The 24058-nt window shown below is 64.3% G+C and carries 30 protein-coding genes; 16 read left to right on the top strand and 14 right to left on the bottom strand.

The annotated features are described in order from the left end of the window. Positions 1-74: 74 nt before the first annotated feature. Positions 75-593 carry a GNAT family N-acetyltransferase gene (locus R6254_RS13090; protein ID WP_318407391.1) on the top strand — a complete coding sequence of 173 codons (519 nt, stop codon included), beginning with the start codon at positions 75-77 and terminating at the stop codon, positions 591-593. A 21-nt stretch (positions 594-614) separates the two neighbouring features. On the opposite strand, the gene R6254_RS13085 is transcribed toward R6254_RS13090, so the two are convergent. Continuing rightward, positions 615-773, bottom strand: a complete 159-nt coding sequence (locus R6254_RS13085) for a hypothetical protein (protein WP_318407389.1) — start codon at positions 771-773, stop codon at positions 615-617. A 220-nt stretch (positions 774-993) separates the two neighbouring features. Here R6254_RS13085 and R6254_RS13080 point away from each other — a divergent pair, with 220 nt between their 5' ends. Together R6254_RS13080 and R6254_RS13075 are read left to right on the top strand one after the other, a co-directional pair. After that, positions 994-1551 (top strand): methylated-DNA--[protein]-cysteine S-methyltransferase, encoded by a 558-nt coding sequence (locus tag R6254_RS13080; protein ID WP_318407387.1) that lies wholly within the window; start codon positions 994-996, stop codon positions 1549-1551. A gap of 146 nt (positions 1552-1697) precedes the next feature. Then, a complete protein-coding gene (locus R6254_RS13075; RefSeq protein ID WP_318407386.1) occupies positions 1698-2063 on the top strand; it encodes a hypothetical protein in 366 nt (121 codons plus the stop codon). An 8-nt stretch (positions 2064-2071) separates the two neighbouring features. Here R6254_RS13075 and R6254_RS13070 read toward each other — a convergent pair whose 3' ends face one another. Beyond that, positions 2072-3235 (bottom strand): metallophosphoesterase, encoded by a 1164-nt coding sequence (locus tag R6254_RS13070; RefSeq protein ID WP_412103171.1) that lies wholly within the window; start codon positions 3233-3235, stop codon positions 2072-2074. Positions 3236-3363: 128 nt separating this feature from the next. Here R6254_RS13070 and R6254_RS13065 point away from each other — a divergent pair, with 128 nt between their 5' ends. From R6254_RS13065 to R6254_RS13055, 3 genes are all read left to right on the top strand, one after another. Next, positions 3364-4281, top strand: coding sequence for a DUF808 domain-containing protein (locus tag R6254_RS13065; protein WP_318407383.1), 918 nt, complete (start codon positions 3364-3366; stop codon positions 4279-4281). Positions 4282-4483: 202 nt separating this feature from the next. Further along, positions 4484-6130 carry a T6SS phospholipase effector Tle1-like catalytic domain-containing protein gene (locus R6254_RS13060; protein ID WP_318407382.1) on the top strand — a complete coding sequence of 549 codons (1647 nt, stop codon included), beginning with the start codon at positions 4484-4486 and terminating at the stop codon, positions 6128-6130. A gap of 186 nt (positions 6131-6316) precedes the next feature. Then, on the top strand, positions 6317-6826 hold the full coding sequence (locus tag R6254_RS13055; protein WP_318407380.1) for a DUF1993 domain-containing protein: 510 nt from the start codon (positions 6317-6319) through the stop codon (positions 6824-6826). Here the strand turns inward: R6254_RS13055 and R6254_RS13050 are convergent. Continuing rightward, positions 6820-7008: a hypothetical protein gene (locus R6254_RS13050; RefSeq protein ID WP_318407379.1), complete on the bottom strand. Its 189-nt coding sequence runs from the start codon at positions 7006-7008 to the stop codon at positions 6820-6822. The two genes, R6254_RS13055 and R6254_RS13050, sit on opposite strands and share 7 nt — an antisense overlap. Before the next feature lie 208 nt (positions 7009-7216). Here R6254_RS13050 and R6254_RS13045 point away from each other — a divergent pair, with 208 nt between their 5' ends. Beyond that, complete coding sequence (locus R6254_RS13045) at positions 7217-8215, top strand: tRNA dihydrouridine synthase (RefSeq protein WP_318407377.1); 999 nt, start codon at positions 7217-7219, stop codon at positions 8213-8215. Between the two features lie 4 nt (positions 8216-8219). Here the strand turns inward: R6254_RS13045 and R6254_RS13040 are convergent, their stop codons facing one another. Next, the gene (locus R6254_RS13040) at positions 8220-9098 is read right to left on the bottom strand and encodes an NUDIX hydrolase (RefSeq protein ID WP_318407376.1); all 879 of its coding nucleotides are present in this window, start codon (positions 9096-9098) and stop codon (positions 8220-8222) included. Positions 9099-9203: 105 nt separating this feature from the next. Between R6254_RS13040 and R6254_RS13035 the strand changes: the two genes are divergently transcribed. The 5 genes from R6254_RS13035 (at position 9204) to R6254_RS13015 (ending at position 13264) form a co-directional block, all read left to right on the top strand. Then, the gene (locus R6254_RS13035; protein ID WP_318407375.1) at positions 9204-10130 is read left to right on the top strand and encodes an SDR family NAD(P)-dependent oxidoreductase; all 927 of its coding nucleotides are present in this window, start codon (positions 9204-9206) and stop codon (positions 10128-10130) included. 461 nt (positions 10131-10591) lie between these two features. Then, a complete protein-coding gene (locus tag R6254_RS13030; protein WP_318407374.1) occupies positions 10592-10855 on the top strand; it encodes a hypothetical protein in 264 nt (87 codons plus the stop codon). A gap of 110 nt (positions 10856-10965) precedes the next feature. After that, complete coding sequence (locus tag R6254_RS13025) at positions 10966-11682, top strand: hypothetical protein (protein ID WP_318407372.1); 717 nt, start codon at positions 10966-10968, stop codon at positions 11680-11682. A gap of 252 nt (positions 11683-11934) precedes the next feature. Next, a complete protein-coding gene (locus tag R6254_RS13020) occupies positions 11935-12627 on the top strand; it encodes a hypothetical protein (RefSeq protein WP_318407370.1) in 693 nt (230 codons plus the stop codon). 64 nt (positions 12628-12691) lie between these two features. Next, positions 12692-13264 carry a GNAT family N-acetyltransferase gene (locus R6254_RS13015; RefSeq protein WP_318407369.1) on the top strand — a complete coding sequence of 191 codons (573 nt, stop codon included), beginning with the start codon at positions 12692-12694 and terminating at the stop codon, positions 13262-13264. Positions 13265-13344: 80 nt separating this feature from the next. Here R6254_RS13015 and R6254_RS13010 read toward each other — a convergent pair whose 3' ends face one another. From R6254_RS13010 to R6254_RS12995, 4 genes are all read right to left on the bottom strand, one after another. Then, on the bottom strand, positions 13345-13797 hold the full coding sequence (locus tag R6254_RS13010; RefSeq protein ID WP_318407368.1) for a DUF4864 domain-containing protein: 453 nt from the start codon (positions 13795-13797) through the stop codon (positions 13345-13347). Between the two features lie 86 nt (positions 13798-13883). Continuing rightward, positions 13884-14612 carry a hypothetical protein gene (locus R6254_RS13005; protein ID WP_318407366.1) on the bottom strand — a complete coding sequence of 243 codons (729 nt, stop codon included), beginning with the start codon at positions 14610-14612 and terminating at the stop codon, positions 13884-13886. Positions 14613-14714: 102 nt separating this feature from the next. After that, positions 14715-14936: an oxidoreductase-like domain-containing protein gene (locus tag R6254_RS13000; RefSeq protein WP_412103163.1), complete on the bottom strand. Its 222-nt coding sequence runs from the start codon at positions 14934-14936 to the stop codon at positions 14715-14717. Between the two features lie 22 nt (positions 14937-14958). Continuing rightward, on the bottom strand, positions 14959-15195 hold the full coding sequence (locus tag R6254_RS12995) for a hypothetical protein (RefSeq protein ID WP_318407364.1): 237 nt from the start codon (positions 15193-15195) through the stop codon (positions 14959-14961). Positions 15196-15319: 124 nt separating this feature from the next. Here R6254_RS12995 and R6254_RS12990 point away from each other — a divergent pair, with 124 nt between their 5' ends. Together R6254_RS12990 and gshA are read left to right on the top strand one after the other, a co-directional pair. Then, on the top strand, positions 15320-15982 hold the full coding sequence (locus R6254_RS12990; protein WP_318407362.1) for an alpha/beta hydrolase: 663 nt from the start codon (positions 15320-15322) through the stop codon (positions 15980-15982). Between the two features lie 258 nt (positions 15983-16240). After that, positions 16241-17815, top strand: a complete 1575-nt coding sequence (gene gshA / locus R6254_RS12985) for a glutamate--cysteine ligase (RefSeq protein WP_318407526.1) — start codon at positions 16241-16243, stop codon at positions 17813-17815. Positions 17816-17839: 24 nt separating this feature from the next. On the opposite strand, the gene R6254_RS12980 is transcribed toward gshA, so the two are convergent. From R6254_RS12980 to R6254_RS12960, 5 genes are read right to left on the bottom strand one after another with little or no spacing between them, the layout of a single operon-like run. Then, complete coding sequence (locus tag R6254_RS12980; RefSeq protein WP_318407361.1) at positions 17840-18436, bottom strand: hypothetical protein; 597 nt, start codon at positions 18434-18436, stop codon at positions 17840-17842. A 42-nt stretch (positions 18437-18478) separates the two neighbouring features. Then, entirely contained in the window at positions 18479-19267 is a 789-nt protein-coding gene (locus R6254_RS12975) for a DUF899 domain-containing protein (RefSeq protein ID WP_318407360.1), read from the bottom strand. Positions 19268-19299: 32 nt separating this feature from the next. Further along, positions 19300-19977, bottom strand: coding sequence for a Vgb family protein (locus R6254_RS12970; protein WP_318407358.1), 678 nt, complete (start codon positions 19975-19977; stop codon positions 19300-19302). A 10-nt stretch (positions 19978-19987) separates the two neighbouring features. Beyond that, complete coding sequence (locus tag R6254_RS12965; RefSeq protein WP_318407356.1) at positions 19988-20335, bottom strand: GFA family protein; 348 nt, start codon at positions 20333-20335, stop codon at positions 19988-19990. 48 nt (positions 20336-20383) lie between these two features. Beyond that, positions 20384-21673: a helix-turn-helix domain-containing protein gene (locus tag R6254_RS12960; protein WP_318407354.1), complete on the bottom strand. Its 1290-nt coding sequence runs from the start codon at positions 21671-21673 to the stop codon at positions 20384-20386. A 107-nt stretch (positions 21674-21780) separates the two neighbouring features. On the opposite strand from R6254_RS12960, the gene R6254_RS12955 reads away from it, so the two are divergent. Then, a complete protein-coding gene (locus tag R6254_RS12955; RefSeq protein ID WP_318407352.1) occupies positions 21781-22173 on the top strand; it encodes a DUF1801 domain-containing protein in 393 nt (130 codons plus the stop codon). 444 nt (positions 22174-22617) lie between these two features. Next, positions 22618-23568 carry a ribosome biogenesis GTPase YlqF gene (gene ylqF, locus R6254_RS12950; RefSeq protein WP_318407350.1) on the top strand — a complete coding sequence of 317 codons (951 nt, stop codon included), beginning with the start codon at positions 22618-22620 and terminating at the stop codon, positions 23566-23568. Between the two features lie 39 nt (positions 23569-23607). Here ylqF and R6254_RS12945 read toward each other — a convergent pair whose 3' ends face one another. Then, a complete protein-coding gene (locus tag R6254_RS12945) occupies positions 23608-23976 on the bottom strand; it encodes a response regulator (RefSeq protein WP_318407349.1) in 369 nt (122 codons plus the stop codon). Between the last annotated feature and the right edge of the window lie 82 nt (positions 23977-24058).

Genomic DNA, 24058 nt, shown 5'->3' with positions numbered 1-24058 from the left:
TTGAACCCCGGCCCGCATTTGCTGCGACAATCCCAGTCCCCCCATCAACGATTCCTCAGAGCGTCTTTTCCTTCATGTCCAGCTACCTAGTCCGCCCCGCCACCGTGCGCGATGCCAAAGCCATCGCCGAAATCAATGCCGCCTCTTCGCGGGCCGCTTACCAGGGACTGGTGCCCGACGAACATCTGGGCACCCTGTCGATCGACAAGCGCCAGCAGTTCTGGCGCGATGCCATCGAATACATGGAGCCACAAGTGCATGTGGCGACGATAGACGGGCAGGTGATTGGTTTTGTCGGCTTTGACCGCTCGCGCGACAAGGGCACGCCTTCCACCTGCGGTGAAATCTGGGCCCTTTACGTGGATCCGGCGCACTGGAACAACGGTGTCGGCGTGGCCTTGTGGGATGCCGGCAACGACGGCCTGAAAGAAGAAGGCTGCACCAAGGTCACCGTCTGGGTGCCGGTACGCAATGAACGCGCCATGCGTTTCTTCGAACTGGCCGGTTTCAAACGCGAGATGACCACGCTGAAAACCGTGCTGGTCGGCCCGGTCAAACTCGAAGAAATCCGACTCAAGCGCGACGTCGGTTAAAGCGTCCGGCGCGCCAGCGCTTCAGGACGGCATGTCGATGACTCTTTCTTCGTCCGGAATCACCGAGAAATCATCTTCCGGCGCAAGCGGTAAGTCTTCGGTTTCTTCCGGCCCGGGGATGTCGTCCGGGTTGTCCTGGCGGCGACGGCCACCGCTGTGGCTGGCGAAAAGAGGGTTCATGGTCATGCTCCGGTTAGAGCGCCATGCTGCACCGCTCGCCTCCGGCCGTCCCTAGGAAAATCCGCCCAGTTCTTGTCAGCGCCGGCTGACAGCCGGTTTATCCATTGTTTTTGGCCTCCCGCTCAGTGGATACGGGCGCAAGCAGCTATACATTTGGTAGCGAAAACCGGCCAAGTCGCCGCTGCGCGCCGGCAGCCGCTGTATTACGATAAGCCCCACCATGCGTCCCGCCAGCCCGACTGTTTTTTTCACCTTGTTTGATACCGCCATCGGTCCTTGTTGCCTGGCCTGGGGCGAGGCAGGCCTACGCGGTGTGCAACTGCCCGAGGCGGATGCACGGCAGACGCAGCAACGGATGCGCCAGCGTTTTCCCGGCGCGCCCGAAGCGCCGCCGCCGGCCGATGTGCAGGCCGCGATCGCCGGCATCACGGCCATGTTGCGCGGCGAAGCCCACGACTTCAGCACACTGGTGCTGGACATGCGGGGAGTACCGGCCTTCCACCAGCGGGTGTATGCGGTGGCGCTGGGCATACCGCCTGGTCAGACCCTGACGTATGGCGAAGTCGCGGCGCAACTGGGCGAACCCGGCGCCGCACGTGCGGTCGGCCAGGCCTTGGGGCGCAACCCGTTTGCACCCGTGGTGCCCTGTCACCGCGTGTTGGCGGCTGGGGACAAGCCGGGCGGATTTTCGGCAAGCGGTGGTATCCGCGCCAAACTCCGGCTGTTGATCATCGAAGGCGCCATGCGCGGCACACCTGGCTTGTTCGACGAGGCTTGAGTTCGGGTCCCTTGTCCTACAGGCAGGCCATCTCCTCGCGCACAGGCGTGAGCGGCCTGTCGCATAACAGTGGGGTGTGTGCCCCAGTCATGCCTTTTGGCGACGCGGGCACGCTTGCTATCCCACTTACTTTGAAGGAATCCACCATGGACAAATCGAACGGCACCCAGTACCCAGACCCAAGCACAACGTCCTCCGGCGAAAACGCCTTGCTGCGTGGCGTCAGCCAGGCGGGCAGCACGCTGCACGAGACGATTGACAAGGTCGCCGACCCGGCGCGCAGCACGGTGGACCGAGCTGCGACTGCCGCGCACAACACGGTGGACAAACTGGCCAGCGGCGCCAGCAGCGTGGCCGGCAAGGTCAGCGACCAGGCGCACCGCTTGAGTGATGCACCGCTGCAGGCGGCGGATTATTCCAAGGCCTACATCAAGGAGCATCCGCTGCAGGCCGTCGGTACCGCCTTGCTGATAGGCCTGTTGATCGGTCGCCTGACCGCCAGTCGTTACTGACCAGGCTCTCAGGCCGGCACCAGCCGCAAATGCGTGATCTCCGACGGTGCGCCAAAACGTTTGGGCGGTCCCCAATAACCGGTGCCGCGGCTGGTGTAAATCCAGAGTTTGTGCAGACGGTGCAAGCCAGCCGTGAAAGGTTGCTGGAAACGCACGAAAAAATTCCAGGGCCAGAACTGCCCGCCGTGGGTATGGCCGGACAACTGCAGGTCGAAGCCGGCTTTTTCCGCTTCGGTCGCGCTGCGTGGCTGATGCGCCAGCAGCAGCTTGACCGCCGCCTGCACCGGCGCGCCGGCCATGGCCGCATGCGGGTCGCTGCGGTGGCTGTGGTCGAAATGTCCGGCGCTCCAGTCGGCCACCCCGGCCAGCACCAGCGCCTGTTGCGGATGGCCGTGTTGCAGCACCACGTGTTCGTTCATCAGCACACGTATGCCCAGGCGTTGCAATTCGGCAATCCAGGCGTGGGCGCCTGAATAATATTCATGGTTGCCGGTGACAAAGTAGGTGCCGTGGGTGGACGACAAGTCCGCCAGCGGCGCCACATGGGGCGCCAGATCGGCCACCGTGCCGTCCACCAGGTCGCCGGTCACGGCCACCATGTCCACCTGCAATTGGTTGACCACATCCACGATGGCCTGCAGATAGCCGCGCTTGATGGTAGGCCCGACGTGGATGTCGCTGATCTGCGCGATCGCAAAGCCGTGCAGGGCCGGCGGCAGCCCTTGAATCGGTACATCGACCCGCACCACGGCGGCGGTGCGCCTGGCGTTGACAAAACCCAGCAAGGTCATGAGCAGCCCCAGCAGCGGCACCGCGGCGGCCGTCCAGGCGCTGAAGGTGTCCAGTGACAAAGCCGTGGGCACCAGGGCCTGCAGCAGCCAGGCGAGCAGCAGGGCGGCGTCGCGCAGCAAGCTCAGCACAAACAGCGAAGAAAACAAACCCATGAACAACATGCCGGCCCAGGCCACGCGGTCCGCCAGCACCGGCGACTTGAAACGCCGCGCCGTCAGCCCCAGCGGCGTGACCACCATGGACGCCAGCAGGACCAGGCCCAGCAACCCTTGCGCCATGGGCCAAGCACCCAGGCCGGGCAACAGGCGAGCGCCCACATAGGCGTGGAGCAGGGCGGAAAAAATCAGAAGTGGCATGGACAGGGCTGACGGGTGCGCCAGAGGGTGTCACAGGGATGTGGCAACGAAGCGGCCAAATGCAAGGGCTGGCGCGCGTCGCCTGGGTTCAGCCCGCGGGCGCTGCGGTGACAATGCCTGTTTGTCGACTTCACTTTCCGGGACACTCCTTTATGGCCAGCAGCCTCTTTGCACTGATTGATGACATCGCCACCGTGCTTGACGATGTCGCGCTGCTGACCAAGGTGGCGGCTAAAAAAACCGCCGGTGTGCTGGGCGACGACCTGGCCCTGAACGCCCAGCAGGTGTCGGGCGTGCGGGCCGACCGCGAGTTGCCGGTGGTCTGGGCGGTGGCCAAAGGTTCTGCACTGAACAAGGTCATCCTGGTGCCCGCGGCCCTGGCGATCAGCGCCTTTGCACCTTGGGCCGTCACGCCGTTGCTGATGCTGGGCGGCGCTTTTCTTTGTTACGAAGGTTTCGAGAAACTGGCGCACAAATTCCTGCACAGCCGGGCCGAAGATGCTGCGCATGAACAAAAGCTGATGCAGGCGCTGCTGGACCCGGCGGTGGACATGGTGGCGCTTGAAAAAGACAAGATCAAAGGTGCGGTGCGTACCGACTTCATTTTGTCGGCCGAAATCATCGCGATCACACTGGGCACCGTGCAGGCCAGTCCTCTTGTCACGCAGTTCAGCGTGCTCAGCAGCATTGCGGTTGTCATGACCGTGGGGGTGTACGGCCTGGTGGCGGCCATCGTCAAGCTGGATGACGGCGGCTTGTACCTGAGCCAAAAAACCGGTGAGCAAGCCGCCGCACGGCTACAGCGCAGCGTGGGCCGTGGCATTTTGTGGACCGCCCCTTGGTTGATGAAAGCTTTGTCGGTGTTGGGCACGGCCGCGATGTTCCTGGTCGGCGGCGGCATTTTGACGCATGGCATTGCAGCCCTGCACCACGCCATCGAAGCGCTGGCGGTGCGGGCCGGCCCCGTGCTGGGCGCCGTCGTTCCCCTGTTGGCGGATGCGCTCGTGGGTATGTTGGCTGGCGCGCTGGTGCTGGCCGTGGTGAGCGGGGTCCAGCGGCTGCGGCGTTAGCCCGCCCACCGCCTCCTGCAAACAGGGGTGGCCGGTTTCGCCGCCCGTGGCTAGACTGCAGTTCAGCGCTTTGATCACAGATCACGGGGCGACGCGTGGTCGTTCACCAACGTAGCGAGGCTTTCATGAAAAAGAATGACGCCAAGGGGGTGGTGCCGGCGGCCCTGCCGCAAACCATGGCCGTGATTGCCAAGGCCGCGCCATGAGCGTCGCGGCGGCACCGCCGTCGGAGGCCGAACGCCGGCAGGCGGTCCTGGCCCAGTGCCACGCCAGCCAGCTGGCCTGGGGCGACAAACCCGGGCGCACCTTGATGTTGTTTCTGGATGGCACCGGCAACATCCTGGGTGACAGCCGGGACACCAATGTCGTCAAGTTGTTTCGTGCCGTGGACAAATCCGATGCCGCGCGGCAAATTGCGTTTTACGACCCCGGTGTCGGCACACCCAACGAGTTCCCGGCCGTCAATCCGATAGAACGCGGGTTGCGCGCCAGCTCCCAATGGGTGGGCCTGGCCCTGGGCCGCGGTGTGTTCGACAACATCGCCGAAGCCTACCGTTTCCTGGTCGAGCAATACCAGGACGGAGACCGCATCTGCCTCTTCGGTTTTTCGCGCGGGGCCTTCACCGCCCGCGCCGTGGCCGGCATGCTCAATATGTACGGCCTGGTGCATGCGTCTGGCCTGGCCATCCTGCCTTTGCTGGTGCGCAGCTATTTTTCACCCCAGGGGCGGATCAACCGGGCCGGCCGGGTCCGCGAGGATTTCGCCCGCGAGGTGGGGGTTCATTTTTCGCTGAACCGCCGGCCGTTGATTCATTTCATCGGTGTCTGGGACACGGTCGAAAGTGTCGGCATCGACCTGTTCGGCAAGGGCTTGAAAATTTCCAATGCACCTACCGTGGCCGACAAACGTTTTGTGCACGTGCGGCATGCACTGGCACTGCACGAAACCCGGCGCAAATACACACCGCGAAACTACACCCCGCCGGGTTTCACAGCGGAAGAGGGCCTGTGCCGTTCGTTCGACGAACGCTGGTTTCGCGGCAACCACAGCGACATTGGTGGCTCGTATGTCCAGGACGGCCTGTCCAGCATCACGCTGCAGTGGATGCGGGAGCAGGCGGCCGGCTGCGGGATGCGCTTTGTGCCAGATCGCCCCGGCACGCCCCATGCGCTGCAAGCCCGGCATGACGAAACGGTGCAGTCGCCGTTCTGGGCCTGGACCGGCCTGAGTTCGCGGTGGCGTGATCCCGACGCATTGCTGGACCCCTCGGCCTTGCCCATAGAGGAGGCCAAGCCGGCGCTGAGCATGCGGCGTGCGGCGCCAGCCGTCTTCTGGCTGGGGTGGGTCTTGGCGCTCGCGGCGGTGGTCCTGGGCTGGCAAGCGTGGGGCTTGGCGGCGGCCGCCTGCAGCCGGGGCGGTGCGGCTTTTTCCTTGCTGGGCACACAACTGCTGGCGCCTTGGGTTGCGGACCTGAGCATCAGTTGCCGTGCCGAGGCGCTACAGCGGGCGCTGCGTTGGGACTGGTATTTTTTGGCAGCGTATGGACTGTTGTTGGCCTGGCTGGTGGCCTGGGGCGCCAGGCGCGCCGCGCCGGCGGCGATTGCCGCGGGCCGGCCCTTTGGTCGTCTGGCCCGGCAGATGCCCTGGTTGATGCTGGGGCTGGTGGGCGCAGACGCCGTGGAAAACCTGTTGAGCCGTGGCCTGGGCGGCAGCGAGTCCGGCCACTTTTATCTCCCCGCCGGTGACAGCCCTTGGCCGGCGGTGTTGTTGATCGTTCTGGCCCTGAGCAGCGTGTTGAAGTTTGCCTGTCTGGCCTTGCTGGCCAAGGTGATTCTCAAGCCGGTTTAAATCGCTGTCGGCCTGCGCCGCTATACTGAAATTCAGCGCGCGTTCCCGCCGGACCCCTGGTGCGGCGCGATGATAGCGTCTGTTGCCCATCCTCAGATTCGATACAAGCCCAGCGCTTGTCGGACTTGCCCGATGGGCCCGCTGAACCGGTTTTTTTCTTTTATTCACCCACGCCCAGGATTCCCCATGACACTTTCCATGTACCAAGCTTCCGTTCCCGTTTTCAAACAAATGCTGGGCGGCCTGAGCGCTGTGCTGGCCAAAGCCGAGGCCCACGCCACGGCCAAAAAAATCGACCCCAACGCTTTGCTGCAGGCCCGTCTTTACCCCGATATGTTTGCCATGCTGCGCCAGGTGCAAGTGGCTTGTGACTTCGCCAAAAGTGTGTCGGCGCGTATTGCCGGCGTGGACGTGCCCAGCTTTGAAGACAAGGAAGAGACGTTTGCCGACCTGCAAGCGCGTATCGCCAAAACCCTGGCATTTGTCGAGAGCCTGAGCGCAGCGCAAATCGACGGCAGCGAAGAACGCAAGATCGTCACACAAGCCGGCACGCCCAAAGAAAAAATCTTCAGCGGCCAGTCTTACCTGCTCAACTACGGCCTGCCGCATTTCTTCTTCCACACCACCACGGCGTATGCCATCCTGCGCCACAACGGTGTGGAAGTGGGCAAGAAGGATTACATCGGCAGCTACTGATCGGGCTTGGGCCGGACCGGTGTTGAAACCGGCCGCGGCCAGGGCGCCGCGGTGTCGTCTCTGTGGTTTTGCGAACCTGCCGCAAAAGGCCAGCCCTTGTTGGGGGCTGGCGCGGGCGGCTCCATCGGCACCGGGTCGGTTTTTCGTTTGTCCGTGCTGCGGGGGCCGGTCAGCCTTGCCATGAAGTCTCCTGGGGTGAAGGTTTGACTGTAGGCTGGCTAGCTGCCGCCGTCTGTCAGACGTGCCCGCTTGTGTTGTAGGACGGCTTTTTTCATCATGCACTTTTGCTATAAAAAATAGAGCTTATTGCGCCCGTGCTTAAAGGGCTAGAGGCCTTTTTTGCTTATAAACCTCGCTGCCAGCGACAGAGCGCGCTAGCATCATCACCTCATGACCATCCTGCTTGCGCCCATGGAAGGGCTTCTGGACTTTGTGCTGCGCGACATTCTGACGCGGGCCGGCGGCATTGACCGCTGCGTGTCCGAGTTCATCCGTATCACCGACCAGTTGTTGCCCGAACGTGTGTTCACCCGCATCGTGCCCGAGCTGCACAACGGCGGCCGCACCCTGGCCGGTGTGCCGGTGCGGGCGCAGTTGCTGGGGTCGGATCCGGTCTGCCTGGCGGAAAACGCCGCGCGACTGGCGGAACTGGGCCCGGCCGGCATCGACCTGAATTTCGGCTGCCCGGCCAAGGTGGTGAACCGCCATGGCGGTGGCGCGGCCTTGCTGCAAGAGCCCGAGACCATCGCGGCGATTGTGGCGGCCGTGCGGCGCGCCGTGCCGGCCCATATGCCGGTGTCGGCCAAGATGCGCCTGGGGTTCAACGACGACAGCCAGGCCGTGGAATGTGCGCTGGCCATGGCCGAGAACGGCGCCGATGAACTGGTGGTGCATGCGCGCACCAAGCTGCAGGCTTACCGGCCGCCGGCGTATTGGGAACGTATCGCCGACATACGCGCCGCAGTGGCCATTCCCGTGGTGGCCAATGGCGAAATCTGGACCGTGGACGATGCGCGCCGCTGCCGCGAGGCCTCGGGCTGCGACATGTTGATGATTGGCCGGGGCGCGGTGGCGGACCCGGGCCTGGGCCTGGCGATCAAGGCCTCGCAGCGCGGGGCGCAGGACGGCATGACTTGGACCGCCCTGGTGCCGCTGCTGGCGGAGTTCTGGCAGGTGGTGTGTACGCGGCTGGATGCGCGCTCGCGTCCAGGCCGGCTCAAGCAGTGGCTCAACTTTTTGCGCCGCCGTTTCCCCGAAGCCGAAACCGCCTACCAGGCGCTCAAGACCATCAACGACCCGGCGCAGATTGACCGCTGGCTGGCCGGTGTGGTGCAGGCGCAGCTGGCGTCAAACGCTGTCGTGGCCTCTCCAGCGCTTCTGGCGGCTTGAGTTTTTAGCGGAACAAAGCCTCAAAGCCGTCCAGCGGTTCAAACCGTTTGTTGTGATACCGCAGCCGCGTCGGGCCGGGCAGGGCTTGTTCACGCACCGAGTGGCGCTCGTCGCCGGGGTAACAAATCACCCGGTTGCCTTCATGTTCAAACGGCTCGGGCTGGATCACAGGCGGCAGTCGCGCCCGCGCTGCGGCCAACACGCTGTCCACGGTGGAATGGCGCGCCAGGTGGGCCAGGCTCATGATTTGTGGCGGTGCCAGCTCGATGTCGCCTGCCCAATATTGTTGCAGGGCGGCGCGTGGGCTGAGCCAGGTACTTTCGGTGGTTTCAAAATCATCGTGGCGCGCGATCTGGCCGGCCGGCACGGCCGCGACAAAAAAACGCGTGTCGAAACGTTTGTTTGTCACCGAAGGTACAAGCGGTGTGATCCAGCGTGACCAGGGCACGACGCTGCGTGTCAACAGGCGCAGCGCCATCTGCGCCAGCACTGCATTAAAACCCTGGCCTTCGCGCAGCAGTGCCGCCGCCTGCGTGGCCGGCTCGGGTGATGCGGCGCTGTGCGCAAACAACACGCCGGATTCTTCAAAGGCTTCGCGCAAGGCCGCCACATACAGGGCGGCGGCGGTACGTTCGTCAATGTCGGCTTCATTCAGGCCGGCGTGCAGGACAGGCAGCGGCTGGTCCAGGTGTACCGCCATGTCGAGCTCGGCATCCGCCGCATCGACCTTGCCGCCGGGAAATACATAAGCGCCGCCCAGCACATCGGACAGGCCGTGGCGTTTCATCAGAAAAACTTCGAGCCCAGCCGGGACATCGCGCAGCAACACAATGGTGGCGGCGGGGCGCGGCGGGGTGGTGACGGTTTCGCGGTTCAGTTCCATGGTGGCTTTCAGGGGGCAGGGCCCGGTCAATTACAGTAGGGTTTGCATGGCTAGGCTACCAGAGCCCAAGCTGGCTGCGAATCACCAACAAGACAGGACATAGACATGGGTATTGACTTCAAAGGCCGCGTGGCCATCGTGACCGGGGCCGGCGGCGGGCTGGGCCGGCAACATGCGCTGGCGCTGGCCAGGCGCGGCGCCAAGGTGCTGGTCAATGACCTGGGCGGCGCACGTGACGGGTCCGGCGGCTCGGTCAGTGCGGCCGAAGCCGTGGTCAATGAAATCCGTGCGGCCGGCGGCGAAGCCATCGCCAATGGCGCCTCGGTCACCGACTTTGCCGCGGTGCAGGCCATGGTGCAACAGGCCATGGATACCTGGGGCCGGGTCGATATCCTGGTCAACAACGCCGGCATCCTGCGCGACAAGAGTTTTGCCAAGATGGAGCTGGCCGACTTTGCGCTGGTGATGGACGTGCATTTGATGGGTGCCGTGCATTGCAGCAAGGCGGTCTGGGACATCATGAGTGCGCAAAAATACGGCCGCATCGTGATGACAACCTCGTCCTCGGGCCTGTACGGCAACTTTGGCCAGTCCAACTACGGCGCGGCCAAGATGGCGCTGGTCGGTTTGATGCAGACCTTGTCGATCGAAGGTGTGAAAAACGACATTCGTGTCAATTGCCTGGCGCCCACCGCCGCCACCCGCATGACCGAAGGCCTGATGCCCGAAGAAGTGTTGCAGGCCCTGCAGCCCGAAGCCGTGGTGCCCGCGATGCTGGTGCTGGCCGCGCAGGACGCGCCGACACGAACCATTTTGTGCGCCGGTGCCGGTACTTTTGAAGCCGCACACATCACCCTGACGCAGGGTGTGTGGTTAGGCACGGGGGATGAGGTGCCGGAAGCGCTGGCGGCGCGTCTGGCGGAAGTGACCGCACGCGGCGGCGAAACCGTGCCGCAAAGTGGTGCGGCACAAGGCCACAACGAGGTGAGTCAGGCCCTGGCCCAGGCCCGCCAACTGCAAGCCGCAGGCTGAGCAAAAAAAAGCAGCCGGGTCCGCTGGGCAATGTTCCGACGTTTCGCTGTGGGGCGGAGGTCAGATACCTGTCTTTGTAGCGCGGCACCCGGCTTGCACGTTCACAGTGTCTGAGGCTCGGCCCGCCGCGCTTGCAGGCCGGCACCCTTGGCTGGTGTAGGCCCAGTCTGGCGTGGCGCCAACAGCCGGCGCCAAAATTTATGGAAGAAAAATGGCTGTAGCCCTGATCGGTCGGGCGCAATAAGCTATAAAAAACATAGCGATTGACACAAGGCACAGGCTGGTCTGCAACCGGTCGTAACGTTGTGCAAGCATTTTCCGGTAGACAGGACCTGTCCTACAAACACCTGGGTATGACACCGACCTGGACTGCACGGCTGCCGTTCTAAATTGAAAGCAGTCGGTCACCCGATCGGCATTCACATCACCGCCCGTCACCGGGCTTTACACAGGAGTGATCCATGAAAGTTAATCCATCCCTGACCGCGGCCATCACCGCTGCCGCACTGCTTGTCGGCGCCGGTTTCGCTTATGCGCAATCGACAGCCCCCAGCCCCGCGGCTGAGCCCATGGCACCGGGAAGCACCATGCAGCAGGCACCGTCCACGGACAGCAGCACGATGCAGGCGCAGCCGCCGTCCAGTTCCGGCACATCGCTGGACAACAGCGCGACGCAAAGCGGCATGGCAACCACCATGCCTGAGCCCCGTGCTGACCGCAACTAAAAGCGGTGTGTCCTGTCCGTAAGTCCGCAGGGAAGCCAATGAATATCATCATTTGCCTTCCCTGCATTCTTGCGCTGCATTGACGGTTGATGGCCATGGCAAGCGCCAGCATGTCACCCTCTTCACAAATCGATGCTGTCCTCAAGGGGCTGGGCATGGGTTGCGCCGCACTGGCACTGATGCTTCCGGGCCAGGTCACGCTCAAGCAGCCGCAGTACCCCGCTGCAAGGCCGCAGGTCGCGGCGCAGTGGCCGCGGGTGGCGGATTTTTCCGAGGAAGAGGCCTCACCCGAAGCGCGCCAGATCGCCAACTGGGTGATGGCTTCAGGCGATCACCGTGGCATGCCGTTTGTTATTGTCGACAAACCACATGTCAGGGTGTTTGTCTTCCAGCCGGACGGAAAATTGGTCGGCGCCGCGGCGGCGCTGATGGGTTCGGCGGTTGGCGACGACTCCGTCCACGGCATTGGCGAGCGGGAAATGTCCGCCATCCTGCCGCAGGAACGCACCACGCCGGCAGGCCGGTTTGTGACGCGGCCCGGCATCAACTCTTTCGGTGAGGACATTGTCTGGGTGGACTACGAGGCCGCAGTGTCCATGCACCGCGTGCGCGCCAAGGAGCCCCGCGAACGCCGGCTGGAACGGCTGGCCTCCGCCACGCCGGACGACAACCGCATTTCTTTCGGCTGTATCAACCTGCCTGCCGCGTTTTACGACGCCGTGGTCAAACCCGCTCTGGGTTCGGCCAGTGGTGTGGTTTACGTCCTGCCTGAAACGCGGCCCCTGCAAGCCGTTTTTGCGTCGTACAAGGCAGCAGGCAGCCCCTGACCGCCTTGCATCGGGCGGTTGGCTGTAGGAAAAAACCTACAATGAGGCCAGCCTGGTGAAATTCTGGATACTTCTAAAAATGTCGGCGTAGCCTTTTTCTGTCTCGCATAGATGCTATCAAAAAGAGAGTAATTTCAGCCTAAAAATACCCCCAGACTTGCCAAAGCCCGCCCCCGATCGATAGGATATGTCCTACACGTCCGGGGCTTCCCGGTTCTGTACGAAAAAATTTCTACCAAATCGGGAACCTGGATGAGTCTGCAAAGCAAGACGCTGTGCGCCGTGGCTGCTGTGAGTGTGTTTGTCTGGCTGTCTGCGCCGGCGGCCGCCATGGACGCTCCGGTGCTCGCCCGGCCTGCCTTGCTGGCCAACTTTGCCGAGGAAGCCGCTTCCGCCGACGTTCGTTATGCCGCTGCCCGGGTGTTGGCCTCGGCCGACAACCAGGGTTTGCCTTTTGTCATCGTCGACAAGATAGATGCGAGGATTTTTGTGTTCGAGGCGAATGGCCAGCTGCGCGGCGCCTCGGCCGCCTTGCTGGGACTGGCCAGCGGCGACCACTCGGTCCCCGGCATCGGCCAGCGCGCCTTGTCCCGCATCCTGCCGGAAGAACGCACCACGCCGGCCGGACGTTTCCTGTCCCAGCCGGGGCGCAACCTGCAGGGGGAGGAAGTCATCTGGGTCAACTACCACGAAGGCCTGGCGATTCACCGGCTGCGCCCAGGCAACAGCCAGGAGCAGCGGCTGCAGCGCCTGGCCTCCAGCACACCCGGGGACAACCGCATTTCCTTGGGCTGCGTGGTGGTGCCAGTGGCGTTTTACGAGAGCGTGGTCAGCCCCATGCTGGGCAAACACCACAGCGTGGTGTATGTGTTGCCCGAAACCCGGCCGGTCCAGGCCTTGTTCGACGGCGAGCCGGTCGGTATCAGTCAGCTCAGCCAGCCCTGAGGCCGGGCGCACCAGCCGCGTCTGGCATCATGGCCGTCCCAAGCTCAGACCCTGAATCCGCGACATGACATCACCCCAGACCATAGACACCCCACGCCTGCGGTTGCGCCAATGGCGTGCCGAAGACCGGGCGCCGTTCGCGGCACTGAACGCCGACCCTCGGGTCATGGAGTTTTTTCCGGCGCTGCTGAGCCGGTCAGCCAGCGACGCCATGGTGGACGCTTGCAGCACGTTGATCGCCGAGCGGGGCTGGGGTTTTTGGGCGGCTGAAATCAAGGCATCCGGGCAGTTCATCGGTTTTGTCGGTGTGAACGTGCCGACGACGGAACTGCCGTTTTCCCCCTGTGTCGAAATCGGCTGGCGGCTGGTCGCCAACGCCTGGGGACAAGGGTTGGCGACGGAGGCTGAGACGGCGGCGCTGGCGTTTGCTTTCGACACGCTGGAACTCCCCGAGATTGTGTCTTTCACGGCGCTCAGCAATCGGCGTTCCCAGGCGGTGATGGAGCGCCTGGGCATGTTGCGTTCAGCGGCGACGTTTGAACATCCGAAGGTGCCTGTCGGCCATCCCTTGCGTGAACATTGCCTGTACCGTTTGTCGCATGAGCAGTGGGCCCTGCGGCCGGCCGACGGCGGGTGATTCTCGGGGTTTGAGCATCAAAACAGGCGTCAGCCCTTGAGGGACGGGCGCAAGCAGCTATCAAAAAAAGAGCGACCGATTCAGGCCATACGCCGTTTGTCTTCGACCACCACGCAGCCGCTGATACGCCACGCATTGCCGTGCCGCTCCAGGCCGTAAATCGCCAGCCACGAGGCGCCGCCGGCGTCCAGCACTTGCACGCGCTGGATCACCTGGCCGTCCCGGCTTTCGGGCTTGAGAAAAGCCACCGAGGCCGGGCGGTACACCATGGGGTAGGCCTTGCGCACCAGGGCCAGGAAGCTGGCCGCGTTGCCCATGGTTTCGCGCACATGGGGGGTGGCATAAGAAAACGCCTTGTTGGCGTCGTCCGCGGCAAAGGCCGCCAACTGCCCCTGCACCGTCTCCCGCACCCCTTGTTCTTCAGCCGCCGTCAGGGACGCCGCGTTTGCCGACACCAGCCCTGCCCACACCCAGGCGGCCAGGACCAGCAGCCTGGCCAGGCGGGCAAACAGGGTCGGTGGGCGGCTTGTCATCAGGGGCTCCGGGGCTGACGGGATGGTTAAGGACGGTACGCACCTTGAGGGTTATCGGATGTTGTGGTTGGGGCTCAGACCATTGTTTACGGACGCCGGAAGGGCTCGGTGTCCTGGAACATGGGCCGGGCCGGTTCGGTATCCTGAAAATCGACGGGCGGGATGCCGGCGGCGGTTTGCTGCTCGATGTCGGCATCACGGATGGCAAACATGCGCTGCAGGTCCAGCAAGACCTCGGCGTCGCTATCGTTGCCGGCTGCCACCGCTGCAACGGCGACCACGGGCGCAACAGCGGCCACCACCACCGGGGCTGGCACAGGCGCGGAGGCGATCGTCGGCACGTCCGCTTCCAGCCACAGCGCCGGGTCCGGCATGTCGTGGTAGGGGGCCGGGCAGGTGCTGCCGACCTCCAGCTCCCAGGAGATGCCGTGCAGCCAGGTTGCGGCATTCGGCTCGAACTGGGTGATGGCGGACTTGAGCTGCTCCTGGAAGGCGTGGGCATAAGTCAGCAGGCGCTGGTCCCAGCGGCGCATGATCAGGTTCAGGTACATGCCCGAGCCGCGGCTGCGGCTGTTAACCAGCAGCATCCGGTATTCCACCCAGCCCGGCGGAATGCCATGCTGGCGCAGGCCGTCGCGCAACAACATCTGCACCAGCTGGCGCCGCGTGCCGTTGTCGGAGTGTTCTTCAATGGTGTGCTGGCTGTCCCGGTGGCCGGCAGGCGACCCCCGGCCGGCTTGATGCGCGGCGTGAGACCGTGTGTCCGTGCCACCCTCGTTTTTCAGGCCGAACAGTCGGCGAATCGCTTGTCTCATGGTTGGATACATCCCTTGCCTTGTGGCACACCAGCGACCCGTAAGCGTCCGCCAGCATGGTTGCTGTTATGGGAAGGATGGTCGTCCAAGTGTGCGGCCAAGTCAAGCTGCAGCGGGGTCGCGCAGCTTGTCCAGGGCCTGCTGCTGCCAGTAAGCCACAGCGGCGTAATAGCCTTCCCAGACACAGCCGTTGCAGCCCCGGCCGCAACAGCCGGTGGGCTCGGGCGGCGGCGCACGCAGCCGCAGCCCCTGGGCGCCGGCGCGCTCGTGCAAGCGCGCAAACATCGCCAGGGCCGAGTCCCGGTCAGAGGGCGGAACAGGCACGGGCGAGCCGACTGTCACAGCGTCAGATGCCCAGCAGCTTTTTGGCGCTGCCCAGGGCTTTCATGGAATCGTCGTGTTTGCCTTCCTTGTGAAACTTCTCGCCCTCGGCGCGCAAGGCCTTGACCTGGCTCATGTCGGCGGCCGACAGTTTGGGACTGCTGGCCAGCTTGGCGTCAATGGCTTTCATCTCGTTAGGACAGTTGTGCGCCAGGGCCAGGGACGACATCGCCATCGCCAGAGCTGCAATGATGAGTTTCATGAGAGTCTCCAGAACGCGTCAGAAAATACTGACCGCGAAATGCTAACAAAAACCGGCCTGGCTAAGAAGAGGGGCGGCCGCAGGCACAATTCGGCGCTAGTCATCACTTTTTTTTGCCCACACCATGTCCCTCGAAGTCATTGAAGTTGAAACCGCTGCCAACCCGAGCGCCACGGTCTTGCTGATGCATGGCCTGGGCGCCGACGGCCGGGACTTTGTGCCCCTGGCCCAGGAACTGGACCTGTCGGCCATCGGGCCGGCTCGTTTTGTGTTTCCCAATGCGCCCGTGATGCCCGTCACCATCAACGGCGGCTACCAGATGCCCGCCTGGTACGACATCCTGGGCGCCGACCTGACCCAGCGCCAGGACGAAACCGGCCTGCGCCAGACCCAGGCCGCCATCAACACCCTGATCGCGCGCGAGATCGAACGCGGCATTCCGGCCAGCCGGATTGTGATTGCCGGTTTTTCTCAGGGCTGCGCCATGTCGCTGATGACGGGCTTGCGTTACCCCGAGCGACTGGCCGGCATCATGGGCTTGTCCGGTTATTTGCCCCTGGCCGACAAGCTGGCGGCCGAGCGCAGCCCGGCCAGCCACGGCCTGCCCATCTTTCTGGCCCATGGCCGCCACGACGGCGTGGTGCCGCTGGTCGCCGCCACCGCCACCCGCGACGCACTGACTGCGCTGGCTTACCCGGTAGAGTGGCACGAGTACGCCATGGAGCATTCCTTGTGCCAGGAAGAGGTCGCCGATATAAACGCCTGGCTGCTGCGCGTGCTGGCGTAGGGTCTTTCACGCCGTTTCCGGGTCTGAAAACGAGGCTTGATCCGTTTTCAAGCCTTGTTTATAGAGGCAAATAGGGCCCCAGCCCAGGAAAGGCGGTCGCAGGAAGCTATAAAAAATATAGCAAATCGGCGCCGCCCAAAAAATGTGCATGATGCAGCCGGCCCTTACCCGGCGCTGGGGCGATGCCGCCGCCTGCAAGCAAGACCGGCCTGTGATACCTTGCACGCCACGAAAGATAAAGAAGAGGGACAACCGATGATGAGCAGCTTGCACGCGCGCCAGGACGCGCTTTTGGGTGACCGCCTCCAGGCGCTCGGCCCTGCCAGGCTGAAAGGCATGCGCCGCGGCATTGAGAAAGAAAGCCTGCGCGCCCAGCCCGGCGGCGGTCTGGCGCTGACACCGCACCCGGCGGCGCTGGGCTCGGCCCTGACCCATCCCAGCATCACCACCGATTTCAGCGAGTCACAGATCGAACTGGTCACCGGCGCCCACAAGGAAGTGACCAGCACGCTGGAAGAACTCACACACATCCACCAGTTCACCTACCGCAGCATGCAGGCGCTGGGTGACGAGATGTTGTGGGTGTCCAGCATGCCTTGCGATTTGCCGACAGATGAAACCATTCCGATCGCGCGTTTTGGTTCGTCCAATGTCGGGCGCGCCAAAAGTGTTTACCGCATGGGGCTGAGCCACCGTTATGGCCGGCGCATGCAGACGATTTCGGGCATCCACTACAACTGGTCGCTACCCGGGGTGACCAATGAGCAGTACTTTGCGCTGATCCGCAACTTCCGCCGCCAGGCGTTTTTGCTGCTGTATCTGTTTGGCGCCTCGCCGGCCGTCTGTTCGAGTTTTGTGGCGGGCCGCCAGCATGAGCTGCAGCCCCTCAACGGCGGCACCATGTACATGCCGCACGGCACCTCGCTGCGTATGGGTCGGCTGGGTTACCAAAGTGATGCCCAGGCCTCGCTGGCCGTCAGCTACAACAGCCTGGAAGGTTACGGCGCTTCCTTGCAGGACGCGTTGACGCGGCCTTATCCAGCTTATGAGGCGGTCGGCATCCGGAATCCGGGCGGTGACTACAACCAGCTCGCCACAACCTTGCTGCAGATTGAAAACGAGTTCTACGGCACCATCCGCCCCAAACGCGTGATTTTCCCTGGCGAGCGTCCGCTGCATGCCTTGCGTGAACGCGGTGTCGAATATGTCGAGGTCCGTTTGATGGACCTGGACCCCTTCGAGACCGTGGGCATCAACGCGCAGACCATGCGTTTTCTCGATGTGTTTTTGCTGCATTGCCTGTTGGCCGACAGCCCGCCCGACACGCCCGAAGAAATTGCCGAACTCAAGTACAACCAGCACCACACGGCGGCACGCGGGCGCGAGCCCGGGCTCACGCTCAAGCGCGCTGGAAAAGAAGTGCTGCTGACGGGCTGGGGCGCCGAGGTGCTCGCGCAATGCCAGCCGATTGCCGACGCACTGGATGCGGCGCAGGGCGGTAGCGACTACCGCGACGCGCTGCAAAGCGCCACGGACCGACTGGCTCGGCCCGACACCACACCTTCCGCCCGCGTGCTGGCGGCCATGGCCCAGGACTTTGACAACTCCTTCAACCGCTTCGTGCGCGCGCAGTCTTTGCAGACCCGGAGCCAGCTGCTAGCGCTGCCTTTTTCGGCCGAGCAGCAGGCGCATTTTGCTGCGCTGACGCAGCAGTCGGTGCAGGCGCAAAAAGACATCGAAGCGGCCGACACCATGCCCTTCGAGATCTATCGCGAGCAGTATGTGTCCGCCGACCGGCTGGGACTGTCTGCCGGTACGCTGGCTGCGGCCTGAAGCTGTCCCACTGGCTCGGACCGTCTATTGATTTTCGTCCGGCGCTGGAGGCGGCTTTTTCCTGAGGCTTTGAAGCATGCCGGCGCCAGCGTCGAAGCCTTGGCAAACCCCAGTGGCGACCACGCCGGTAACCGCCAGCATTGCCGCAGTGTGAACACCGACGGCTGAGAGCGCCAGCGTCAATGAGCCGGATGTGCTGATTTCGCGGGTCGGTACGTCGCCCATGCAAAGTGGAATCAGCGCCGGCACCAGCATCAAGCCCGCACCGTGCGCAGTGGACATCATGAAGGACCAGAGTACCAGCCCGGTATGCCCGGCTGGCACTCGCGCCCGCGTGGCTGAGCGGCCCCACAGGTGAACCATCGCGACGACGGCGAGCAGCCCGCCCGCCAGGGCCTGCAGCAGGAGGCGATTCATCGTCAGGCCAAATACCACCGCGGTGGCCACCAGCGCGACCGACGCGGCGTGACCAACGGCTATCGGCACCAGGGCCCGCAGTGCCTGCGACCGATCGCGCGCATGCACGCCCCAGGCGGCGGCCAACATCCAGCCGGTGGCGGGGTTCAGCCCGTGAAGGGCGCCTATCCCTGCGACCGCCAGCCAGGGCCAAAGGCTTGCCATGATGGGTTCGCGCGTTCAGGCCGCTCGCGTTTCAGGCGTGCCTCAACTGTGTGCTTCGCAGCACGAACCCGCCGCCGGAACCGTCTTCGCGGCTGGTGCCGGCGCGTAGCGGTCGTGGTGGCGTACCCACTCCATCTTGTTGGGCACGTCGCGCTCGGCGCGGCCCTTGGGCGTGAGGTCCAGCATCTTGTACGTGCCCATCATCACCTCCACGCCGCGCCCGAAGGTCGAGTAGGTGTGGAAGACCTCGCCGGCATCGTCCTTGCAGAACACGCTGATGCCGGGCATTTCCTCTGGCGCGAAGGCCATCGTGCCGTAGTTGTAGTAAACCTCGCCTTTGGCTTGTTGCTCCGGCGTGAAGCTGACGTGAAAGTCGTGGTTGAAGTCGCTGCCGTTCGAGGACACCCACTTGAATTGCCAGCCCATGCGCTGGCGAAAGCGCGCGATGTCGGCCAGCGGCGCGCGCGAGATGGCCACGAACGTGATGTCGCGCTGCGCCAGGTGCACGTTCATGCCGTCGGTGTGGTCCGCCATGAAGGAGCAGCTCGGGCAACCTTGCTCCCACCCCGGGCCGAACATGAAGTGCTGCACCAGCAACTGGCTACGGCCTTCGAAAAGATCGGCCAGCGTGCGTTTGCCGTCGGGTGTGTCGAAGACGTAGTTTTTTCCGACGCGCTCCCACGGCAGCGCACGGCGTTCGCGGGCGATCTGGTCGTGCAGATGCATCAACTCCTTTTCGCGCGCCAGCAGCGCCTTGCGTTCGGCGAGCCAGCGGTCGCTGGACACGATGGGATGGCTCTGGGTGTTGGCTTCGGTCATGGCGGTGTTCATGATTTTCTCCTTGCGAGATATGACATGTGTGGTCAGGACCGGACCGCTTTCGGACGGCGCACGGCGCGGACCTTTCCGCTCGCTCCGCCACCGCAATAGAAAAGGTCCGCACCGTCGGATTCGAGCCCGCTGACGCCGATGCCGCGCGGCATCTCCAGCCGCTCGAGCACGGCGCCGCTTTGCGGGTCGATCCGGCGGATGTCGCTCTCGTCTGCTTCCCAGGTGGCGTGCCACAACTCGCCGTCCACCCAGGTCACGCCGGTGACGAAACGGTTGGACTCGATGGTGCGCCTGACCGCGCCGGTCTCGGGATCAATCTGGTGGATCTTGCGATCGCGGTATTGCCCCACCCACAGGCTGCCCTCGGCCCAAGTGAGGCCCGAGTCGTGCCCGTGGCCGGGCGTCGGGATGGACGCCAGCACCTGGCCCGTGGCCGGGTCGATCTTGTCGATGCGCGACTCGGCGATCTGATAGAGGTGCGTGCCGTCGAAGGCGGTGCCTGCGTCGCAGGCGACATCGAGCGTGCGTGTTGGTTCGCCGGTGGCGGGGTCGAAGGCCACCAGCGCGGCGCCGGTGGCGGCCCAGACGTGCTGGCCGTCGTGGGTCACGCCGGCGACGCTGTCGGCACCGGCGAAGGGGCCGTACTCGCGCACGATCTCGGCCGCACGCACCGTGGCCTGGGGTTTGTCTTTGCTGGTCTTGCGGGTCATCGCGGGCTCCTTAAATCGACCGGCCGTCGAAGTGCGTGACGGCGATGGCCTGCAAGTCGATGCCCTCGATACAACGAATGTTGATGGCCGCCATCGCCTCGCCCGACGGGGCCGTGGCTTCGCCGTAAGGGTGGAGGCCGCAGTTGGGACAGAAGCGGTGCTTGATCAGGTGCTTGCTGAACAGGTAGGTGCTGGTGTCTTCTTCGGGCGTGAGCAAGCGCATGGCGCCGCGCGGCACAAACCACAGCAGCGAACCCTTGCGCAGGCAGATGGAGCAATTGCAAGACAGGGCCGAGGTGATGTCGCCCTCGACTTCAAACTTCACTCGGCCGCAGTGGCAGCTTCCTTGGTGCAACATGTCATACCTCCTTGGTGGTGCGCCGCGGATTGGCGCCGTAAGACAACTCTACTCAATCGGCAGCGCAGCGGGGAGTAACAAGATCGTCGTGAATTCCGCCAGCGGTGGCGACAGCCAGCGGCGTGCCCGCGCCTGCCCGATGGCGCGTACACGCCCCTCTGCCTCGAGCTCGGCGAGCGCGCGCTGCACGGTGCGCTGGCTGGTCCCCAGGGCCAGTGCCAAGGCCGACGTTGACCAGGCCGCCCCGTCGGAGAGCAGCGCCACCAGCGATGCCTGATCGCCGTCAATGGGCGGCGCCAGCACCACAAGCTCTTGCGCGCCGAGTGGCCTGAGGACGAAACCTCGCTCGGTGGCCTCGATCTGCGCCAGCGTCTTGACCAGCGCGCGCAGGCGGCCGATTTCCACCCGCAGGCGTGCCCGATGCGTCTCGTCGGGGTGGCGGGTGCGGAAGGCGGACAGGATCAGGGCTTCCCGATCGACATCGCCCGGCCACGCCTGCGTGAGCGCGAGGGCCAGGGCAAACAACACCGGCCGGCGCGCCAGCGGCTGCCACGCGGCGCCGGCGTTTGTCTGAGCACCTCCGTGCTGCGCACTACCGTGCGAGTTTGCTTGGGCGCGGCCCGGCGCTGCGCTCAGGCCCCGGCGGCAGGCGTCGAGCACCAGGGCACCCGAAGCCAGCAGCGCTTCGACCTCGGGCAGGCGCAGCGCCTGCTCGCCGCCGCCGGGCAACAGCCGCCGGGCGGCGGGGCGATCGAGCGTGGCGCGTGCCTGCGTCACCTCGGCCAGCAGCGCCGGCACGCCTGCGCGCTCGGCCGCTTCTTGCGCGCGGAGGAGCGCCGCCTGTGCCGGACCGGTGCGCAGCGAGCGCAACGCCAGCTCAGCCGCGGTCAACTCGGCTACTGCTGCCAGCGACGGCGGCAGGCCGCGCGCATCGAGTCGCGCGAGCGCGGCCGTGGCCTCGTCGAGGCGGCCGAGCAGCAAGAGCTTACGCACCGCGATCAGCCGTGCCTGCAGCGCGTTGGCGCGATCGGCGTGCGCGTCGAGCGTGGCCGAGGCCGCCGCCAGCGCACGCGGCGAGCCGCCGAGATCGCGCATGGCCAGCGCCACCTCGGCTTCGGCGACGACGCAGCGAGCGCGTGCCAGTGCCTCGTGGGCGCCGAAGCCCCGGGCGGCGCGCCGAAGGAGCTCGCGGGCGCGCGGGTGCTCGCCGAGCTGGGCCATGGCGATGCCGCGCAGGGCCAGCGCCGGCGGGTCGTCGCGCAAGGCGACCCGTTTGAGGGCGCCGAGTGCATCGCCGGCGGCGAGCGCACGTGCGGAGGCTGCGATCAGGGAATCCATGACGACAGGCTACACCACGCCGCTGATGTCGCGACATGGCGGCCGAATCGAGGTCTTGGATGAGGGTCCGGCAGAATACGGCCAGAAGCTGACTTTCGAGGACAGACATGAAAAAGAGCGCAACGCCCCAGGGCGAATCTCCTTCTCGGCTGATCGACGCGAGGATCCAGGAACTGGCGGGCTGGCGGGGCCAGACGCTCTCCCGTGTCCGCGCGCTGATCCAACAGGCGGACCCTGAGGTGGTCGAGGCGTGGAAGTGGCGCGTTCCGGTCTGGTCGCACGATGGCATCATCTGCACCGGCGAGGCCTACAAGAGCGCCGTGAAGCTGACTTTCGCCAAGGGCGCTTCGCTCAAGGACCCGGCAGGCCTGTTCAACGCCAGCCTGGTGGGCAACACCAGGCGCGCCATCGATCTCCATGCGGGTGATGACCTGGATGAGGAGGCTTTCAAGACACTCATACGCGCCGCTGCAGCGCTGAACAGCGCATCGGCCCGCTAGTCGAAACCGGCGCCTCATGTATTGGCGCGTATGAAAAACGATTCTGCGGGCATTCGGAAGACGACACTTGGCGAAGCCCACAGAGGACACCAGAGGCCGATTCATAAGCTAAATCGGCCTCTAGCCCATATCCCATGAGCGCAAGTGGCTATTGATTCAATAGCAAATCTCACCATCACGCCAAACCACCCAGCGTGCCGCGCCGCTTCCTGGGCGCGGCGCTGGGGCCGCATGCGCCATGCCTTGACGCAGCATGGACGCGCCCATTGACAACAAACCAATGCCGTCGCAGGGTCTATCTGGACTGTCCCACGGCCGTTTTCCCGGTTTTCGGCGGGGCGTCGATAATCGGGGGGCTGACTTGCAGGCGCGCACAAACACCGCCCGTCGGCTTTCCCGCTTTTCCGCCGCCATCCAGGCGCCCAACCAAGAAAGAACATCCCGATGGCCATCCAATGGTTTCCCGGTCACATGCACCTGACCAAAAAAGCCATCAGCGAGCGCATCAAGGAAATTGATGTGGTGATCGAGCTGCTCGACGCACGTCTGCCCGGCTCCAGTGCCAACCCCATGCTGGCCGAGCTCACCAGCGGCAAACCCGCGCTCAAGGTGCTCAACAAGCAGGATCTGGCCGACCCGACCCGCACGCCGCTTTGGCTGGACCACTACAACAGCCTGCCCGCCACCCGCGCGATTGCGCTGGACGCGAGTGAAACCACGCCCGCGCGGCGCCTGATTGAGGCCTGCCACACCCTGGCGCCCACACGCGGCAGCATGGTCAAACCCATGCGGGTGTTGATCTGCGGCATTCCCAACGTGGGCAAATCGACCCTCATCAACACCTTGACCGGCAAACGTGCGACCAAGACCGGCGACGAGGCCGGCATCACCAAGATCGAGCAGCGGATAGTGCTGGCCGACGGCTTTTATCTGTGGGACACGCCGGGCATGTTGTGGCCGCGCATCATCGTCGCCAAAAGTGGCTACAACCTCGCCGCCAGCGGCGCGATTGGCCGCAACGCCTTCAACGAAGAAGAAGTGGCGCTGGAGTTGCTGGACTACCTGATCAAAGATTACCCGGCCCTGCTGGAGGCGCGTTACAAGGTGACGGTCACGCCCGGCATCACCGACGAACAACTGCTGGAAGAAATCGGCCGCAAGCGCGGCGCCGTGCTGGGCAAGGGCCGTATCAACTTGCAAAAGGCCGCTGAAATTGTGATTTATGAGTTTCGTGGCTCGACCTTGGGGCGTATCACGCTGGAAACCCCGGACGAGTTTGCCGGCTGGCTGGCGGCCGGAAAAAAGCTGGATGCCGAGCGGCAGGTGAAAAAGGACAAGATCGAGACCAACCGCCTGATCAAGTTCAAGAAAATCCCCCGGCCCCCAGCCGAGTAGGCGTTTGTCCTGGATGCGTCCGGGCCGTTGCCGCTTGCCTTAATGCACCTGGGCGCAATATTCCAGAAAAATGTCCAACTCCGTGGACTTGTCAAAAACCGCATCTGCGCCCAGCGCCAGGCAGCGCGAGCGGATGTCGGCGGTGGCGTAGTTGGACAAGACAATCACCCGTTGCCCGCCGGCGTGACGGCCGCAATTTTTCAGCACACCCAGCCCGCTGCCCTGCATCAGAAACAGGTCCACGATCAGCAACTGCCAGTCCGCTGGATGTTGTGCCAGCCAGACGCAGGCATCCGCTTCGGTGGTTGCATAACCGATGGTCTGGATGCCGGCGAGTTCCGTCAAAGTCTCGACCAGGTTGTCCCGGATCAAAGCGTTGTCTTCGACGATGTAGGCCTTTGACGCCATCAGGCACCCAGTTTCTAGGAATGGAGCAGGTTCTTGCCAGGGGCTGCCGACAGTAGTTAGTGGGTTCACGTCACCAGTGTCC

This window comes from Polaromonas potterensis, from assembly GCF_033446725.1.
In the GTDB taxonomy this organism is placed as follows: Bacteria; Pseudomonadota; Gammaproteobacteria; order Burkholderiales; family Burkholderiaceae_C; genus Polaromonas.
This window is presented reverse-complemented; position numbering and strand designations above follow the sequence as displayed.

Excerpts from the sequence above, each read along its gene's own strand:
- R6254_RS13075 (WP_318407386.1), top strand. The coding sequence starts at position 1,698 with ATGGACAAATCGAACGGCACCCAGTACCCAGACCCAAGCACAACGTCC.
- R6254_RS12995 (WP_318407364.1), bottom strand. The coding sequence starts at position 15,195 with ATGAAACTCATCATTGCAGCTCTGGCGATGGCGATGTCGTCCCTGGCC.
- R6254_RS13005 (WP_318407366.1), bottom strand. The coding sequence starts at position 14,612 with ATGAGACAAGCGATTCGCCGACTGTTCGGCCTGAAAAACGAGGGTGGC.
- R6254_RS13085 (WP_318407389.1), bottom strand. The coding sequence starts at position 773 with ATGAACCCTCTTTTCGCCAGCCACAGCGGTGGCCGTCGCCGCCAGGAC.
- R6254_RS13090 (WP_318407391.1), top strand. The coding sequence starts at position 75 with ATGTCCAGCTACCTAGTCCGCCCCGCCACCGTGCGCGATGCCAAAGCC.
- R6254_RS13060 (WP_318407382.1), top strand. The coding sequence starts at position 4,484 with ATGAGCGTCGCGGCGGCACCGCCGTCGGAGGCCGAACGCCGGCAGGCG.
- R6254_RS13065 (WP_318407383.1), top strand. The coding sequence starts at position 3,364 with ATGGCCAGCAGCCTCTTTGCACTGATTGATGACATCGCCACCGTGCTT.
- ylqF (WP_318407350.1), top strand. The coding sequence starts at position 22,618 with ATGGCCATCCAATGGTTTCCCGGTCACATGCACCTGACCAAAAAAGCC.
- R6254_RS12960 (WP_318407354.1), bottom strand. The coding sequence starts at position 21,673 with ATGGATTCCCTGATCGCAGCCTCCGCACGTGCGCTCGCCGCCGGCGAT.
- R6254_RS12970 (WP_318407358.1), bottom strand. The coding sequence starts at position 19,977 with ATGACCCGCAAGACCAGCAAAGACAAACCCCAGGCCACGGTGCGTGCG.
- gshA (WP_318407526.1), top strand. The coding sequence starts at position 16,241 with ATGAGCAGCTTGCACGCGCGCCAGGACGCGCTTTTGGGTGACCGCCTC.
- R6254_RS13055 (WP_318407380.1), top strand. The coding sequence starts at position 6,317 with ATGACACTTTCCATGTACCAAGCTTCCGTTCCCGTTTTCAAACAAATG.
- R6254_RS13030 (WP_318407374.1), top strand. The coding sequence starts at position 10,592 with ATGAAAGTTAATCCATCCCTGACCGCGGCCATCACCGCTGCCGCACTG.
- R6254_RS13010 (WP_318407368.1), bottom strand. The coding sequence starts at position 13,797 with ATGACAAGCCGCCCACCGACCCTGTTTGCCCGCCTGGCCAGGCTGCTG.
- R6254_RS12955 (WP_318407352.1), top strand. The coding sequence starts at position 21,781 with ATGAAAAAGAGCGCAACGCCCCAGGGCGAATCTCCTTCTCGGCTGATC.
- R6254_RS12980 (WP_318407361.1), bottom strand. The coding sequence starts at position 18,436 with ATGGCAAGCCTTTGGCCCTGGCTGGCGGTCGCAGGGATAGGCGCCCTT.
- R6254_RS13035 (WP_318407375.1), top strand. The coding sequence starts at position 9,204 with ATGGGTATTGACTTCAAAGGCCGCGTGGCCATCGTGACCGGGGCCGGC.
- R6254_RS13045 (WP_318407377.1), top strand. The coding sequence starts at position 7,217 with ATGACCATCCTGCTTGCGCCCATGGAAGGGCTTCTGGACTTTGTGCTG.
- R6254_RS13020 (WP_318407370.1), top strand. The coding sequence starts at position 11,935 with ATGAGTCTGCAAAGCAAGACGCTGTGCGCCGTGGCTGCTGTGAGTGTG.
- R6254_RS12990 (WP_318407362.1), top strand. The coding sequence starts at position 15,320 with ATGTCCCTCGAAGTCATTGAAGTTGAAACCGCTGCCAACCCGAGCGCC.
- R6254_RS13015 (WP_318407369.1), top strand. The coding sequence starts at position 12,692 with ATGACATCACCCCAGACCATAGACACCCCACGCCTGCGGTTGCGCCAA.
- R6254_RS12945 (WP_318407349.1), bottom strand. The coding sequence starts at position 23,976 with ATGGCGTCAAAGGCCTACATCGTCGAAGACAACGCTTTGATCCGGGAC.
- R6254_RS13025 (WP_318407372.1), top strand. The coding sequence starts at position 10,966 with ATGTCACCCTCTTCACAAATCGATGCTGTCCTCAAGGGGCTGGGCATG.
- R6254_RS12965 (WP_318407356.1), bottom strand. The coding sequence starts at position 20,335 with ATGTTGCACCAAGGAAGCTGCCACTGCGGCCGAGTGAAGTTTGAAGTC.
- R6254_RS13050 (WP_318407379.1), bottom strand. The coding sequence starts at position 7,008 with ATGGCAAGGCTGACCGGCCCCCGCAGCACGGACAAACGAAAAACCGAC.
- R6254_RS12975 (WP_318407360.1), bottom strand. The coding sequence starts at position 19,267 with ATGAACACCGCCATGACCGAAGCCAACACCCAGAGCCATCCCATCGTG.
- R6254_RS13080 (WP_318407387.1), top strand. The coding sequence starts at position 994 with ATGCGTCCCGCCAGCCCGACTGTTTTTTTCACCTTGTTTGATACCGCC.
- R6254_RS13040 (WP_318407376.1), bottom strand. The coding sequence starts at position 9,098 with ATGGAACTGAACCGCGAAACCGTCACCACCCCGCCGCGCCCCGCCGCC.